11 protein-coding genes are annotated in these 16,412 nt (G+C 55.3%); 3 read left to right on the forward strand and 8 right to left on the reverse strand.

Translation table 11 applies throughout. The features are described from left to right. Positions 1–114: 114 nt before the first annotated feature. The 4 genes from fdhE to fdnG form a co-directional block, all read right to left on the reverse strand. On the reverse strand, positions 115–1,041 hold the full coding sequence (fdhE, locus tag IEX86_RS01980; RefSeq protein ID WP_188864765.1) for a formate dehydrogenase accessory protein FdhE: 927 nt from the start codon (positions 1,039–1,041) through the stop codon (positions 115–117). Positions 1,042–1,170: 129 nt separating this feature from the next. Further along, entirely contained in the window at positions 1,171–1,794 is a 624-nt protein-coding gene (locus tag IEX86_RS01985) for a formate dehydrogenase subunit gamma (protein WP_188864385.1), read from the reverse strand. Positions 1,795–1,841: 47 nt separating this feature from the next. Then, the gene (gene fdxH, locus IEX86_RS01990) at positions 1,842–2,780 is read right to left on the reverse strand and encodes a formate dehydrogenase subunit beta (RefSeq protein WP_188864386.1); all 939 of its coding nucleotides are present in this window, start codon (positions 2,778–2,780) and stop codon (positions 1,842–1,844) included. Beyond that, positions 2,781–5,855 carry a formate dehydrogenase-N subunit alpha gene (fdnG, locus tag IEX86_RS01995; RefSeq protein WP_188864387.1) on the reverse strand — a complete coding sequence of 1,025 codons (3,075 nt, stop codon included), beginning with the start codon at positions 5,853–5,855 and terminating at the stop codon, positions 2,781–2,783. A gap of 471 nt (positions 5,856–6,326) precedes the next feature. Here fdnG and IEX86_RS02000 point away from each other — a divergent pair, with 471 nt between their 5' ends. Then, positions 6,327–7,811 (forward strand): SulP family inorganic anion transporter, encoded by a 1,485-nt coding sequence (locus IEX86_RS02000; RefSeq protein ID WP_188864388.1) that lies wholly within the window; start codon positions 6,327–6,329, stop codon positions 7,809–7,811. A 38-nt stretch (positions 7,812–7,849) separates the two neighbouring features. After that, positions 7,850–8,698 carry a universal stress protein gene (locus tag IEX86_RS02005; RefSeq protein WP_188864389.1) on the forward strand — a complete coding sequence of 283 codons (849 nt, stop codon included), beginning with the start codon at positions 7,850–7,852 and terminating at the stop codon, positions 8,696–8,698. Here IEX86_RS02005 and IEX86_RS02010 read toward each other — a convergent pair. The 4 genes from IEX86_RS02010 to IEX86_RS02025 all read right to left on the reverse strand — a co-directional run bounded on the left by IEX86_RS02010 (position 8,681) and on the right by IEX86_RS02025 (position 15,551). Then, positions 8,681–9,097 carry a VOC family protein gene (locus tag IEX86_RS02010; protein WP_188864390.1) on the reverse strand — a complete coding sequence of 139 codons (417 nt, stop codon included), beginning with the start codon at positions 9,095–9,097 and terminating at the stop codon, positions 8,681–8,683. The two genes, IEX86_RS02005 and IEX86_RS02010, sit on opposite strands and share 18 nt — an antisense overlap. Before the next feature lie 48 nt (positions 9,098–9,145). Then, positions 9,146–10,456 carry an MFS transporter gene (locus IEX86_RS02015; RefSeq protein WP_188864391.1) on the reverse strand — a complete coding sequence of 437 codons (1,311 nt, stop codon included), beginning with the start codon at positions 10,454–10,456 and terminating at the stop codon, positions 9,146–9,148. A 195-nt stretch (positions 10,457–10,651) separates the two neighbouring features. Beyond that, positions 10,652–13,186 (reverse strand): PepSY domain-containing protein, encoded by a 2,535-nt coding sequence (locus tag IEX86_RS02020; RefSeq protein ID WP_188864392.1) that lies wholly within the window; start codon positions 13,184–13,186, stop codon positions 10,652–10,654. Positions 13,187–13,307: 121 nt separating this feature from the next. Further along, positions 13,308–15,551, reverse strand: a complete 2,244-nt coding sequence (locus IEX86_RS02025; RefSeq protein WP_188864393.1) for a TonB-dependent receptor — start codon at positions 15,549–15,551, stop codon at positions 13,308–13,310. A gap of 179 nt (positions 15,552–15,730) precedes the next feature. Here IEX86_RS02025 and IEX86_RS02030 point away from each other — a divergent pair, with 179 nt between their 5' ends. Continuing rightward, on the forward strand, positions 15,731–16,411 hold the full coding sequence (locus tag IEX86_RS02030; protein WP_188864394.1) for a Fe2+-dependent dioxygenase: 681 nt from the start codon (positions 15,731–15,733) through the stop codon (positions 16,409–16,411). The last annotated feature ends 1 nt before the right edge of the window (position 16,412 follow it).

Raw genomic sequence — 16,412 nt, forward strand, 5'->3', positions numbered from 1 at the left:
CAACCGGATGCAGCATCGCGCATGCGTACGTAACAAGACCAGCACTTCGGCCCTATAAAAGAAAGGCTGGCAGAGCCCGCCGCTGTAAGCGAAACAGGCTCTGTTTATCAGGTATCAGCCGCCGGGAGCCAGCAGCAGATTAGGGGCCTGACGGTGGTAGCCTTCCTGATCAAGCCGCATATCCAGCGCCAGGCTGGCCAGGTCGGTCGACACCGCTTCTGCCTCTGTGTCGTGCTCCAGATACAGGAGCTTGAGGTAGGTTTCGCAGCTGGGACAGGCTTCCGCCCGTAGTGGCGCCTTATCGGCAAGAACCGCATCGTTCTCTAACGAGAAATAACCCAGCTCCTTGCTGTTTTCGCACTGAGTACATTTTACCCGTACGTAGTGCCACTCACAGGAGCACAGCGAGCAGCTCAGGTAGCGAAGACCATTGAGCTTGCCGCGGTGGCGAATCACACCGGCTACCGGAAGCGAGCCACAGGCTGGACAATGAGTCTGGCTTTTGGATTCACGAAACTTGTCCGTCTCGATCTGAAACAGCCAATTTGTCCAGGCAACCTGTAGCGCTGCACCCAGGAAAGGCACCAGTGCCGCTGGAACCTGGTCGTACTGCCCGCTAACCAGTGCAATGGCCCATACCTTACGCTGTCCGGCGTCCGCTGTGCGAATCTGCTCAAGCGCTTCTTGTACGGCAGTATTGCCTTCAGGCACCTGATACGCCTTCAGTAGGGCGTCCAGAACAGCTAGCCAAGCCTCTTCGCGGACCAGCGTATCGCAGCTCAGCGGAGGCAGGCCGTGATGCTGGCTTTGCTCAATGCGCTTAGCCTCCAGCGGAAGATTTTCCAAGTTGTCGAAAACCTGCTGCTGAGCACGGCAGATACCACTGACAAGCAGCAGGTAATCACGTAGCGGGTTACCGTCCGCCAGCTTTTCCAAACGCTCGGCACGGTAGCTGAAAGCATTTTTCGGTGGCAGGTTAATAAAGGGAGGCGTTACGGCTGAGGCTTCGATCTGCCCCGGTTCGAGAATCTGACCTGACACGCAGGAAACCTCTTCTGTGATGAGAGCCGCCACAGACCTCCAGGTCCATGGCGGCGACAACCATGCCAGGGCATGGCTACACGTTTGACGCCTGTTCATGGCCTGTCGAGGCAGGCCATGAAAGGGCTTTTACTTCTTGTCTCGCGTGATGTCCTTGTACCAGAGCGAGTGATGCTTCTTGGCCCACAGGAGGCTGACCTTACCGTGCAGCATGGCACCAATCGAACCCTTGATCCAGATACCGGCATAGATATGCACGATGATCGACAGGATCAGCAGGAACGCTGCGGCCGCATGGGCCAGTGCCGCCAGACGGATGCCGCCAATCGGGAAGAAATGGCTGAAGTACTCACGCCAGATCACGATCCCGCTAAGCATCAGTACCAGCATGGAAGTTAGCAGTACCCAGAACAACACCTTCTGTCCCGGATTGTACTTACCGATCTCAGGCAATTTGTCCTCACGGTTGTTCAGCACGTCACCGATCTGCTTGACCCACTGCATATCCCGCTTTTCCAGGATATTGTGGTGCCAGAAGCGGATCACGAGTCCCATGAAGAACAGAAACATCGCCACGCCCATAAAGGGGTGAAGAATCCGTGTCCACGGCCCGCCGCCGAACAGGTTGGTCAGCCAGAACAGCGCTGGATGGAACAGCGCCAGCCCCGACAGGCCTGCCATGAAGAACAGTATAGCCACCGCCCAGTGATTGGTGCGCTCACTGGCACCATAACGAACGATCTCTTTTTTCATTTGAAGGCTCCTGGAGCGTCTCCCCCGCCTGCGAGGGAGACGTTATCTCAGCGTTTGGTCGGATCGAACGTCTTCACCGACGTGTCCTGGGACTTTTTCTCCACCTGCTCGGCGGCAGCATCGTGATGAGCCTCATCCTCTTCGTCCGCACGGTTTGGTCCGATGCGTACGTAGTGGAAGAAGCCCGCCACCACCGCAGCGCCCATGGCAAGCAGCGACAAGGGCTTGGTGATGCCTTTCCACAGGCTTACCATCGGACTGATGGCCGGATCGTTAGGCAGGTTGTTGTACAACGCAGGCTGGTCGGCGTGGTGCAACACGTACATGACGTGCGTACCGCCTACACCCGCCGGGTCGTACAGACCAGCGTTCTCGTAACCACGGCTCTTCAGATCGACGATGCGCTCCTCGGCATGGTGCTTCATGTCTTCCTTGGTGCCGAACGTAATGGCACCCGTCGGACAGGTCTTCACACAGGCCGGCTCAAGCCCTACCGATACACGGTCGGAACACAGGGTGCACTTGTACGCCTTGTGATCCTTCTGCGAGATCCGTGGAATGTTGAACGGACAACCGGTAATGCAGTAGCCGCAGCCAATGCAATGGTCCTGGTTGAAGTCAACGATACCGTTGGCATGCTGGACGATCGCTCCCGGGCTCGGGCACGCCTTGAGGCAGCCCGGCTCGGCGCAATGCATACAGCCGTCCTTACGAATCAGCCACTCCAGATCACCTACCTGGTTCTCATGCTCGGTAAAGCGCATGAGCGTCCAGGTATCGGAGGTCAGATCGGCCGGGTTGTCGTACGTACCATGGTTATGCCCCACTTCGTCACGCAGCTCGTTCCACTCTGAACACGCCACCTGGCAGGCCTTGCAGCCAATGCACTTGGAAACGTCGATCAGCTTGGCGACCTCATCTACCTGGCGGATAGAGGAAGGCGTAGTCGTCGTCGCGGATTGGGCAATGATTTGTTGAAGTGCCATTTATGCCTTCTCCACGTTGACGAGGAACGATTTCGATTCGGGCGTTTGCGAGTTGCCATCGCCGACGAACGGAACCAGTGTGTTGGTCAGGTAGCCATGGCGCGTCAGACCCGAGAAGCCCCAGTGCAGCGGAATACCAATCTGGTGCACGGTCTGGCCGTTCACTTCCAAAGGTTTGATCCGCTTGGTCACCACCGCAACGGCTACGATGTAGCCACGCTTGGAGCTCACCCGAACCTTGTCGCCTGCCGCAATACCCTTCTCCTTCGCCAAAACTTCGCCGATCTCGACGAACTGCTCAGGCTGGGCGATCGCATTCAAACGGCAATGCTTGGTCCAGAAGTGGAAGTGCTCCGTCAAACGGTACGTGGTCGCCGCATATGGGAACTTGTCGGCCTTGCCGAACGATTCCCATACGGAAGGCAGCACACGGGCGGCCGGGTTACTGATCACCTTGTTGTTCTTCGGATGCATCGGGTTAACCCCGATCGGCGTCTCGAAGGGTTCATAGTGCTCAGGGAACGGACCTTCGGCCATCTTGTCGACAGCGAAGAAGCGCGCTACACCTTCCGGGTTCATGATGAACGGATTCATACCGGCTTCCGGTGCGCTGTCCGGCTTGAAGTCCGGAACGTCTGCACCACCCCAGTTTTTACCGTTCCACCAGACCAGCTTCTTGTCCGGTCCCCATGGCTTGCCACTTGGGTCAGCCGAGGCACGGTTGTACAGAATCCGGCGGTTCATCGGCCAGGCCCACGCCCAACCCAGACTCTGTCCGACACCATAGGGATCGCTGTTGTCACGGCGTGCCATCTGGTTGCCTTGCTCGGTCCAGCTACCACAGAAGATCCAGCAGCCCGACGCGGTCGTACCATCATCCTTGAGCTGTGCAAAGCCAGACAGCTGCTGACCAGCCTTGGCAACCACAGCGCCAGTGGCATCGGTCACGTCCTTGACGGCATACCCGTTGAACTCCTTGGCCAGCTCCTCAGGAGACGGCTCATGTGGAATCTTGTACGGCCAGTTCAGGTTCAGGATCGGATCCGGGTAGGCACCACCTTCCGAGCGATACATCTCGCGCAGCTTGAGGAAGATTTCCGACATGATGGTCACGTCAGTACGCGCCTCACCGGGTGCTTCAGCGCCTTTCCAGTGCCACTGCAACCAACGGCTACTGTTGACCAGGGAGCCATCTTCTTCAGCGAAGCACGTCGTTGGCAGACGGAACACCGCGGTCTTGATGCTGGCAGTATCAACGTTGTTGTACTCGCCGGCATTACGCCAGAACTCGGAGGTTTCGGTTGCCAGCGGATCCATGATGACCAGCCACTTCAACTTGGCAAGCGCAGCTACTACGCGATTCTTGTCTGGCAACGATGCGATCGGGTTGAAGCCTTGGCAGAAATAGCCACGGACTTCGCCACGAGACATCATGTCGAACATCTTCATCACGTCATAACCGGCGCCCGGTACATCCAGCTTGGGCAGATAGTCGTAGCACCAGTTGTTTTCAGCCGTCGCCGCATCGCCATACCAAGCCTTCATCAGGCTGACATGGAACTTGCCGTAGTTCTGCCAATAGGACATCTGGCCAGGACGAAGCGGCTTTAGGGCACGCTTGGTGATATAGGCATTGAAGTCCTGCTCACCATCATTGCCAAGGGTCATGTAACCCGGCAGAAGGTTCGACAGCAGACCCAGATCGGTCAGGCCCTGAATATTGGAGTGACCGCGCAGTGCGTTCACGCCGCCACCCGGCAGCCCAACGTTACCCAGCAGCAGCTGGACCATCGCCGCCGTACGGATGATCTGCGCACCCACAGAGTGCTGCGTCCAACCCAGGGCGTACAGAATGGTCATGGTCTTGCCAGGCTGCGAGGTCTCAGCGATTTCCGCCCAGATCTTTAGCATACGGTCCTGCGGCATACCGCAGATATTGCTGGCAACGTCCGGTGTGTAACGGCTGTAGTGCTTCTTCATCAGCTGGAAGACGCAACGCGGGTGCTCTAGAGTCGGATCGACCTTGGCAAAACCGTCCGCGCCCTTTTCATAGCTCCAGGTGGACTTGTCGCTATAGGTGCGCTTCTCAGCGTTGTAACCACTGAACAGGCCGTCTTCGAACGTGAAACCTTCGTTCACGATAAAGGAGACGTCAGTGTAGTTACGAACGTATTCGTGCTGAATCTTGTCGTTTGTGATCAGGTAATTGATCAAACCGCCCAGGAACGCAATGTCCGAGCCGGTACGAATCGGCGCGTAGTAATCCGATACGGAAGCCGTACGGGTATAACGCGGATCGACTACGATCAGGCGTGCCTTGTTATGGGCCTTCGCTTCGGTCACCCACTTGAAACCGCACGGGTGCGCTTCAGCGGCGTTTCCGCCCATCACCAGAATCAGGTTGGCATTACGAATATCTGTCCAGGTATTCGTCATGGCGCCACGGCCATATGTCGGGGCAAGACTTGCCACCGTCGGGCCGTGTCAAACGCGAGCTTGGTTATCGAAACCGACTAGACCAAGGTTACGAACGACTTTCTGAGTCAGATAACCGGCTTCGTTAGAAGCAGCAGACGCCGCCAGGAAGCCAACGGACGTCCAACGGTTAACCGTTTGGCCCTGGTCATTCTTGGAGATAAAGTTGGCGTCACGCTCTTCCTTGACCAGTTTGACGATGCGCTCCATCGCCTCTTCCCAGGAAATGCGCTTCCACTCATTGGAGCCTGCTTCACGCACTTCAGGGTATTTCAGTCGATTCGGACTGTGGATGAAGTCCAGCAGACCGGCGCCTTTCGGACACAGCGTACCGCGGTTCACCGGATGATCCGCATCGCCTTCGATATGAATGATGTTTTGCGCAACGTTTTTGGCCTTATCGCCATGGCTGTACATAACCAAGCCACAACCTACAGAGCAATAAGGGCAGGTGTTACGCGTTTCGATGGTGCGCGCCAGTTTGAAATGGCGCACCTGTTCGGCAAAAGCTGGCGTTGGTGCCATGCCTAGTGCCGCCAGGCTAGATCCTGCAAGGCCGATACCCGCGACCTTGAAGAATTGCCGACGGTTCATATCCACGTCTTGACTCCTCATCAGAAGTGAAGTGCGATTCTTCGCCGCACCCCTGAGCAAAATATAACCAATCGAAGCGATGGCAACTAGCCATTTATCCAGTTATTTTGCTCTTTTGGGAACTTTCGCAGTACACCTCTGTCCTAGGCGCGCTCCGAAACCTCTGATTTTGTTATCGGCCTAATACAGCATGTCTTTAATGCTGTCTGCACCTTTTTACATTTTGTGTTAAGGTTTCCCCCTCGTTTATTTCGAAGGCTGAAGACAGGTCTAATGACACTGCTTAACCCTCATCATTGGCTGCCCACGCCGCCATAGCGTTCTCCCCCTCCGCCTGTGCCACTGACGCTGGAAGCCCCCGTCAGTACGGTATTTGTTGCGCGCCTTTCAGGCCCCTCACTTTTCCTGTTCAACGTGTCAATAACCTTTGCCGTTTGCTCGGCAGGCAGGTTATGGCTATTTGCTTTGGTAACTGCAATGTTGCATACCCTCAAGAATCACTGGCTCTACAACCTGCGAGGCGACATTCTTGCCGGCTTGGTCGTTGCTCTGGCACTCATTCCGGAAGCCATCGCTTTTTCCATCATCGCAGGCGTCGACCCCAAGATCGGCCTGTATGCGTCTTTCTGTATCGCCGTGACCATTGCGTTTGCAGGCGGCCGCCCCGGCATGATTTCTGCTGCAACCGGTGCTACTGCCCTGCTGATGACAACGCTGGTACGCGACCACGGGTTGCAATATCTGCTAGCGGCTACGCTCCTTACGGGCGTTATCCAAATCGTTGTTGGCTATTTGAAGCTAGGCTCGCTGATGCGCTTTGTCTCACGCTCCGTAGTGACCGGGTTCGTGAATGCGCTGGCCATTCTGATTTTCATGGCGCAGTTACCTGAGCTGACCCATGTCACCTGGCACGTATACGCCCTGACAATTGCAGGCCTTGGCATCATTTATCTGTTTCCCTACGTACCCAAGATAGGCAGGATTATTCCTTCTCCACTTGTCTGCATCCTGCTGCTGACGGCCCTCTCGATGTACTTGGGCCTGGAAGTAAGGACCGTAGGTGACATGGGCGAACTGCCGAACAGCCTTCCGGTTTTCCTGCTACCAGATGTACCGCTTAATCTGGATACCTTGATGATCATCCTTCCCTACTCTGCCGCCATTGCAGTGGTAGGACTGTTGGAATCCATGATGACCGCAACCATTGTGGATGATCTGACTGACACCTCCAGCGACAAGAACCGTGAGTGCAAGGGCCAAGGGCTGGCCAATATCGTTTCAGGCTTGCTTGGAGGCATGGCTGGCTGCGCAATGATCGGTCAGTCCGTCATCAATGTGAAATCCGGTGGCCGTTCGCGGCTGTCTACTCTGGTAGCGGGTGTATTCCTGCTTATCCTGGTGGTTTTCCTTGGAGACTGGGTCTCTCGTATTCCCATGGCTGCACTGGTTGCCGTCATGATCATGGTCTCTATCGGCACCTTTAGCTGGGACTCGATCCGTAATCTGAAAAAATACCCGCTCTCTACCAACATAGTGATGCTGGTCACCGTGGCTGTGGTGGTTTTCACACACAACCTTGCCTTTGGTGTACTCACCGGCGTGCTGCTGGCTTCTCTGTTTTTTGCCAATAAGGTGGCGTTTTATCTGCAGGTAGAGAGTCGCTTGGAGAAAGGGCAAAAACGAATCTACAACGTAAAAGGACAGGTTTTCTTCGCATCGACTACCCGCTTCAATGCAGCATTCGATCTGAAAGAAGCAGTTTCTCATGTCTTGATTGATTTAACCCATGCTCACTTCTGGGATATCACAGCCGTCTCGGCACTGGATGCCGTAGTTCTCAAATTCCGCCGGGAAGGTGCGCATGTGGATGTGATTGGCCTGAATCAGGCCAGCGCTACGCTGGTTGACCGTTTTGGCGTTCATGACAAACCGGACGCAGCTGACAAACTGACGGGCCACTAGGCATCATGCATCTGAATGCTACTGATCGAGGAACGGTAATGAACAGGATCATCGCCTGCATCGATGGCTCTCCTGCTACACGAGGTGTTTGTGATTATGCTGCCTGGGCCAGCCTGAAACTGGATACCCCTATCAGCCTGCTGCATGTGCTGGACCGCAAACACTACCCTGCCGATTCGGACCTGAGCGGCACTATCGGGCTGGGCAGTCGGGAACACCTGCTGGACGAGCTGGCCAAGCTGGATGAGAAGCGCAGAGGGTTGGGACTTAAGCAGGGGCAGCTCCTGCTTGAGGCGGCTCAGGAACATGTCACCAAGCTAGGCGCCCAAAAGACCGATACGCTGCAAAGGCATGGCGACTTCCTGGACACACTTCAGGACATGCAGGCGCAAAGCGCACTTCTTGTCATGGGCCGACTGGGCGAGGAAACACCGCCGGAGCGACTTATCGGTAGCCACCTGGAAAGCGCCCTTCGCGCCCTGACACGCCCGATCCTTGTCACACCGGTAGCATTCGAAATCCCTCAGCGTGCAATGCTGGCCTTTGATAACAGCAACAGCGCGCGAAAGGCTCTGGAAATGATGGCAGAAAGCCCGCTCTTCCAAGATCTGGAATGCCACATCGTAACCGTTGGAAAGGATAACGCCGAAAACCGTCAGCCACAGGAAGATGCAGCTACTATCCTGCGCTCCATTGGCTTGAATGTCGTGACCGCTATCGTCGAGGGCGACGTAGAGCTTGCATTGGAAAAATACCGTAAGCAGCAGGAGATTGGCCTGACCGTCATGGGTGCTTACGGACACTCTCGGTTACGGCACTTCTTCATGGGTAGCAACACTGGCAATATGTTGCGGACTGCCGGGGGCGCGTTACTGGTGGTGCGCTAAAGGCAGTCCCTCAGCGCATACAAAGCACAGCTTGTTGCCCTCAGGGTCACGGCAGTACGCGCCGTAATAGTCCGGTGCGTACTGTGCCCGCAACCCGGGAGCGCCTTCATCGGAGCCACCCTGGAGCAATGCCTGGCGCCATGCAGCATCCACGGCTGCCTGTGACGGCGCCGCAAAACTTACCTGCGTCCCATTACCTGCCGAAGCGGGCTGTCCGTTAAAAGGGAACTGGACCCAGAATTGCGGCCATCGCTGTCCGGGATACTGCCAACCAGCCCCTTCAGGGCCACCATCCTCTTCGTCTGCCATACGAATCATGCCTAGCTCACTCAATACGGCATTATAAAAAGCCGTCATGCGGGGCAGGTCATGGATGCCGATTTGGATGTGACTGAACATGGGTGCCTCCACCAGAAGAATTCTTTTCAGCCTAGCAGGCAACTGCTCTCAGCGGTTCACGACCTTGGCAGGCAGCGCCAGCACCAGCAGGCAGCTCAGCAGCAGCGAGCCGGCAAAGCACCAGAGCGCTACGGCACTGCTATGGGTCAGGTCCAGTACAATTCCCATCAGGGAATTACTGACCAACCCCGCAATATTGGCCAAGGAGCAAGCCAGTGCAAACCCGGTCGCCGCAGCGGTGCCTTTGAGAAAGGTTGCCGGCAGACTGAAAAACACCGGAACAGCCCCAATGATAGCGGCCGAAGCGACCCCGAACAGCAGCACCAGCATGGTCACATCCTTGGCGAAAAAAGTGCTCATGAAGAGTGCAGCAGCCCCTATGACAAAGGGCACGATAATGTGCCAACGGCGCTCCCGAAAGCGGTCCGAACTCGCACCGATGACCAACATCCCGACCAGCCCCATGAGGCTTGGAATGGCAGTGAGCAATCCAATCTGTACTGTATCGGTAACGCCGGCCCCTTTGATGAAAGTTGGCAGCCAGAACCCCATGGCGTAGGCGCAGAGCAGTATCGAAAAGTCGATCCCGCCCAGCATCCATACCTTGATATCCCAGAAGCCGTCACGAAAACGGTAAGGCGTATTCGGCCGATCGGCCTCGTCCTCTGCCAGCTTCTGCACAAGTCCATGCTTCTGCTCAGTGCTTAGCCATGCCGCCTCGCCAATATTATTAGGCAGCATCCAGAAGGTCAGAATACCCAAAACAACTGTAGGCACGGCCTCTAGCAGAAACAGCCATTGCCAGCCCTGCAAGCCATTGACCTGATGGAAGTGACTCATGATCCAGCCCGATACTGGTGCACCAATCACGCTCGACAGCGGCAAGCCAATCATGAACAGCGCAATGACCCGACTTCGACGGTACGTAGGAAACCATTGGGTGAGATAAAACAGGACACCCGGCAGAAAGCCCGCCTCGGCAGCGCCCAGGAAAAAACGCAGAACATAGAACTGCCACGCCTCGGTCACAAGCATTGTGGCACCTGACAGCAACCCCCAGGTGATCATGATCCGGGCAATCCAGATTCGAGCTCCGACACGTTCCAGCACCAGATTGCTGGGTACCTCGAAGAGGATATAACCCACAAAGAACAGCCCTGCCCCCAAACCATAGGCGGTCTCGGAGAGGTGCAGTTGGTCAAGCATTTGCAATTTTGCAAAGCCGATGTTGATACGGTCCAGGTAGGCCGCCAGATAACAGAAACAGAGAAAAGGAATGAGCCGCCAGATGACAATGCGGTAAGTACCCGCCTCATCAAAGGTATGAAGCTGGGAGGACCCGTGGCGCACATCCGGCATACACATTCCTTTTAAGCGAGTGCCATGGGACGGCCCCTGGCAGACAGCGTGGGAGGCTATTTTTTTAACGACGCCCAGCACAAGAGCGGTCTCATGCAGCGCCTTCCAAGAGTGGCTGGAGAGCTTATCGAGTTATCGACAAAGCGCAACTAGCCGCTTCCCTTTCACACAAAGGGAAACGGCCAATGGATAACGTCAATAAACGTCTCGCTTGTAACGTCCGTCTTCCTGTAACCGTTCTAAGCATGGCTCACCCAGGATTTCGATCAGAGCGGCATCTACGCCCTGCGCCATGCCTTGCAAACTGCCGCAGACATAGAGGGTCGCGCCCTGTTCGACCCACTCACGAACGTCTGCCGCCGCCTCGGTCAGCCGGCCCTGCACATAGACCTTACGCTCTTGGTCGCGGGAAAAAGCAAGGTCAAGACGGGCAAGCTGACGGTGCGCCAGCCAATGCTCCAGCTCATTCCGGTAGAAGAAATCATGAGCTTGATTCCGCTCACCAAAGAGCAGCCAGTTCTGGCTATGCCCCGCATCGATACGGGCCTTGAGGAGGGATCGCAGTCCCGCGATCCCTGTGCCATTGCCGATGAAAATAGCAGGACGACCATCATGAGATGTATGGAAGGCAGGGTTTGGCCGTAAGCGTGCCATAAGATGCCCACCCTCTGGCGCATGGGCAGTCAACCAGCCAGACGCTATTCCCAACTGACCGCTTCGCTTGCGTTCCTGACGAATGATCAGCGTCATCACACCCTCATCCGGCAGAGAAGCAATCGAATACTGCCTGACAGCCAAAGGCAGCAAAGCCTCTACCAGACCCTGTGCGCGCATTCCCACAAGATGGTGAACGTCCTCAGGCAGAAAGCGGGTTGCTAATGCCTGATCCAATGGCAACTCGATTTCTTCCAATAGCACAGGGCAGTCTGGCGTAAGCCCTAATGGACTCAACCATTCATGCACAAAGGACATGGGATAGCGTGGCAGAATCTCGATAAGGTCACCTGCGTCCCAGTAACAACCTACCGGCACTTCAAGATCAACCTTGAAAACCGGCCAGCCTTGGCTTCCGGGATTCAGGCATTGTCGGGCAGTCAAGTGATAATCCTGAAAAGGAGCGGTTACAGGCTGGCTACTGGCTACTGCACCCAGCTCACTCAAACGCGACTGCCATATGCCTAGCGCGACCTGATCATCCCGGTTTACTTCAACCGGGTCGAACAAGCTATGGGCGCCCTGCCCGGCCAACCAATTTTGCAGTCGCCTGCCGAATGCACAGAAATCCGGATATTGGCGATCCCCCAATGCCAGCACACCATAGGAAAGCTGCTTCAAAGACACTGCCTGCCGTAACACGGCTCGCTCAAACTTGCGGGCATTGTCTGGGGCCTCGCCATCACCAAATGTGCTGACGATAAACAGCGCCTTGTGAGCCGCTGCCAACGCCTCGGAATTGAGCTGGGCGAGCGGTTTTACAGTGGCTGGCTGGCCTGCAGCCTGTAGTTGGCCAGCCGTTTGCCAAGCCATTTGCTCTGCCAAGCCACTTTGGCTGGCAAATCCGATTAACCAGGGATCTCCTCCTGTTGCAGTACCTGCCACCTCACGACGGGCTTGGCGAATACCTTTCTTCTTACGTCGGCGATCCAGATAGAGCAGCCAGCCCGTGATAAAGAATAATGGCATGGCAAGGCTGGCCAGAAACATCAACAGCCGCCCTGCAAGCCCAAAATATTCGCCTGTATGCAGCGCATAGATGCTGCTTAACAGCTGGCCCCTTAAGCTTTTCTCAGCATAACGCTCATGACTGCGAACCACGCCGGTTTGCGGATCCAGCTCCAGCTTATTAAGCGCTCTGAGATGGTCGGCGTCCTGAAGACGATAAAATATGGTTGCCGGCTGACCGGCTGCTGAAGGCAAGCGCAGGGTATAGCCTTCCAGCGTTGGGCCCGCAGCCTGCTGCACGCTTGCCCACAGGGCTTCATGATTAATGACGGGCGGTACTGCATTGGGTTGAGGACGCTCTGGTCTGCCGCCTTTACGCTCACTCCGCTGCTCGGCAGGTGCATCATCCAGCAACCGAATCAACCCGTTGCGATACCACTCGTAGGACCAGAAGAGCCCTGTCAGCGCGGCCAGCAGATAAAGCGCAAGACACCAGGTGCCTGCGACTGCATGCAGATCCCAATTGAAACTACGTCCTTTGCGGGTCCAATCCAGGGCCAACCAGGCTCGCCAGCTGGCAATCTGCTTGGGCCAGCGAAGATACAAACCCGACAGGCAGAAAAATACGAGCATTAGCGTGCAGGCACCAACAATCGCCTTGCCGGTTTCACCCACGGCAAGAAAGCGATGCAAACGCAGCATAAGTTCGAAGAAACCAGCCCCAACAGGTTCACTCAATACTTCGCCGGTATACGCATCGACAAAACGCATAGGCCCACGTCGCTCTCCGGGCGGAGGCTCAAAAAACACACGGACGTTGCTGTTGAGCACTAGGTCGGCCCACAGGCCAGTGACCTTTTTGCCTTCATACGCTTCGGCACGCTTGATAAGCTCGGCAGGCGCCAGCGCGCTTCCAGGCATTCGCTCCTCTACCACCGCAGAGCGATTGAGCAGGCTCGATATCTCGGACTCGAACGAATAGGCAGCGCCAGTCACGCCAATGATGACCAGCACCAGCCCTGCCGTAATGCCCATAAACCAATGCAGCTGGAAGAGAAGTCTTTTCATTTAGTCACTCGATCCACGAGTCGTTCAAAAGCCAATGCGCCTGAGCCATCTGCGCCTGGCGAAAAAGAAGCATTCATACAAAAAGCCCGACTCATAGGAGCCGGGCCATGCACTCATTCCATTAGAAATGGAAGTTGGCACTCAAGAGCGCTGTACGCCCTGCCGCCACGTGCGCCATGTGGGTTGAATACACCTGATCGAAGTAACGCTTGTCCGTCAGATTCTGCACGTTCAACTGCAGGTCCAGGTTCTTCGTCACACGGTAAGCTGCCATAGCATCATACCGAGTGTAAGACGGAATGTAGGTTGAGTTGGCAGTGTTGCCGAACTGACGATCTACATAGGTAGCGCCACCACCGATCGTGAAGTCCTGGGTAACATCATAGGTTGTCCACAGGGTAAAGTTGTTCTCTGGCGTCTGAGGCATCTTGTTACCCTCATCAGAAGCCGTCGTTGACTTACGAATCTCGCTGTCCAGGTAGGTATAGCCACCAAAGACCTTCCACTGAGGGGTCAGCTTGCCACTGAAGCCCAACTCAACACCTTGAACGCGTTGTTCGCCATCAAGCACCTGGAGACTGGTACTCTCGGGACTAGCCACTCGGGCGTTGGTCTTGTCCGTACGGAACAAAGCAGCATTAAGCGAGAGCGCTTCGTTGAAGAAGTCCCACTTTGTGCCAATCTCATAATTACGGTTGCGTTCCGGCTCAAGACTTGTGTTGGAACTACTCAGCTCCGAAAGCCCTTCCCCCGATGTTTCACCGGAAGGGTTGCTGGAGGTGGACCAAGCTACATAAATGCTGCCATTAGGCGCTGGTTTATAGACGACGCCAGCCTGATAATTCCAGAAATGTGACTTGTTCTCGCGCTTGAAATCACCTGCGACCGCTCCGCGTCCGCCGGTTGTATAGCCACTGGAGCGTGTTTCAAAATCGTCGTAACGCAAGCCTAAATTGACTGACCACTGCTCATTGAGCTTGAGTGTGTCAAACACATAACCGGCTGCTGTTTTGGTATCGGTATCGGTGTAAGACGCACCTTCGGCATAAGTACCTGCCCACCCGTCTTTCGGCGTAGGGCTATACAGACTGGTACAGTCGCCACTCGCCAATAATGCAGCGTTACAAGTCGATCCCGATACGCTGGAAGTAAAGGTGTAAGGACGGTTGTGCACGTCCTCATAACTGAACTCCATACCGGTCACCAGCGTGTGCTCAACGCCTGCCGTATTAAACAGGGATTTGAGCTCGGTCTGATTGACCCAACCCTCGGATACGGAGTTACGGCTCTTGGGTGAACGGTAGACATAACCATTGACTACGTTACCCCGACTGTCGTCCGGGTTGGACGCAACATAGTCCAACGTGGTGCGGACCATGCGGAAGTTGTTGGAGAGCGTCAGGTTATCGTTCAGGTCATGCTCTATGCGGAACGTACCACTGTCCGTAGTGCTCTTGCGATAATCACGGCTGGAGCCGTACCAGTTGTCTTTGTCCACATGAGCCGGGCGGCTCGGATTCGCTTTGCTGCGATCAACGTTGGTCAGGGGTATGCCGTAATCAGGCGTATCGTCTGTGTCCAGGTGATAGTAAGAAAAGGTCGCACGCGTTGGCGTACCCAGGCCAAAACTGATTGAAGGCGCTACACCCCAGCGGCTGACATCTGGGCCATCACGCCCTGCGACGTTGGCGTCATGCTTCATCAGATTCAGACGGAAAGCGGCGTTGTCTGTAATCATCTGGTTTACGTCGAGTGTGGTACGACGCGTCTGGTCGGAGCCGTAGGTAAAGCCACCGTTGACGAAGTTTTGCAGTTTGGGCGTTTTGGTAATCAGGTTCAGGCTACCGCCTGTAGAACCCGCACCGGTATAGGCCGAACCGGGGCCTTTGCTGACTTCAATCTGCTCCAGGTTGAAGATCTCGCGCGTCTGAGATGCTACATCACGCATGCCATCGACAAAGGTGTCGCTTTCAGCACTGAAACCGCGAATGAACGGTCGATCGCCTTGAGGGTTCCCCCCCTCGCCAGCACCGAAGGTAATACCAGGCACAGTACGTAGCGCATCGGTCAATGAAAGCGCACCCGTATCGCGGATTACCTGGGTTGGCACTACTGTCACAGACTTAGGCGTATCCCGAAGCGGAGCTGTGTACTTGGAGGATGCCGATTCCTGAACGTTATAACTGCCCTCTTCATCCCCCAGGACAGTTGTACTGTTCAGATCTAAAACATTAGAACTTTTAGTATTACCTTCCTTTTCAGGGGTCTGCTGAGCAAGCGCACTGCCGGAAAAAGCCGTTATGGCCATACCTACTGCTGAAACTAAAAGCTTAGGCGCAACGCCGGATTCGGTTTGACGCGTCATTTCTAATTATTCCCCACGAACGAAGCCGCGGAAAATATACGCAAATACGAATTAGTATCAATAGTATTTTAAAGTATTATTTATTCTCAAAACCAGATGGCATTCTTGCAGAGCACATTTTGCATAAATCGTGAGAATAACTATCATTAATCGCTTTTTTATGCTCATCGGAGCATGTCATGCTGCTAGCCATACCCCAGGTCTTTACTGCTGAAGAAACAACACGTATCCGTGAGGCGCTTAAGCACACCCAGTGGAGTGACGGCAGGATCACGGCAGGGCATCAGTCTGCCAAGGCCAAGCGCAACCTTCAGCTTCCCGAAGACCATCCGCTAACGCGTGAGATTGGTGAGGCCATTGTTCATCGCCTTTGGCAACACCCTCTGTTCATGTCAGCTGCGTTGCCCCACAAAATCTTTCCACCCTTGATCAATTGCTACACAGGCGGCGGCTCATTCGATTTCCATATTGATAATGCCGTGCGCAATGTGAAAAACAGTGCCGAGCGCGTCAGAACCGACATCTCGACAACCGTGTTTTTTAGCGACCCAGACAGCTATGACGGCGGAGAGCTGGTGATTCAGGATACCTACGGTACGCAGCGCGTAAAGCTGAACGCTGGCGATGCTGTCCTTTACCCGGCGACCAGTTTGCACAAGGTCGAGCCCGTTACACGAGGTGCTCGTTATGCCGCGTTTTTCTGGACCCAGAGCCTTGTACGCGAGGACAGCCAGCGAGCCCTGCTGTTTGAAATGGATACGGCCATTCAAAATCTGACCCGTGACGTTCCCGACCATCCCTCACTGGTTCAACTGACCGGAACCTATCACAACCTGTTACGCCGCTGGGTAGACGTATAAC

It is taken from the genome of Pseudomonas asuensis, assembly GCF_014646755.1.
Lineage (GTDB): Bacteria > Pseudomonadota > Gammaproteobacteria > Pseudomonadales > Pseudomonadaceae > Chryseomonas > Chryseomonas asuensis.